The sequence below is a fragment of the Thalassotalea sp. G2M2-11 genome (assembly GCF_017168195.1).
Taxonomy (GTDB): Bacteria; Pseudomonadota; Gammaproteobacteria; order Enterobacterales; family Alteromonadaceae; genus Thalassotalea_E.
Genome location: NZ_JADNYL010000017.1, coordinates 1 through 202, shown reverse-complemented (window position 1 = coordinate 202; position 202 = coordinate 1). Strand labels below are relative to the sequence as shown.

Genomic DNA, 202 nt, shown 5'->3' with positions numbered 1-202 from the left:
GTTGTTAAACTTTCCTTCACGATATTCTTTACGCCAACGACAGAGCATTAACGGGTGTATATCGAGTGCCTCTGCAACATCCTTAGACATAACATTGTCGTTTAAGCTTAGTTCGACTGCTTTGATTTTGAAATCGACAGGATAAAACCATGTCTTTTTAGGTTGGGTATATCTAGGCATTGTAGCCTCCTCAATGTAATGA

General features: G+C 39.1%; 1 protein-coding gene. It reads right to left on the bottom strand.

Features of this window, described 5'->3' with window-relative positions; translation table 11 throughout:
• Nucleotides 1-180: transposase (locus tag IV514_RS17380; protein WP_206486587.1), on the bottom strand; the 180-nt coding region annotated here is incomplete at its 3' end.
• Nucleotides 181-202 lie beyond the last annotated feature (22 nt).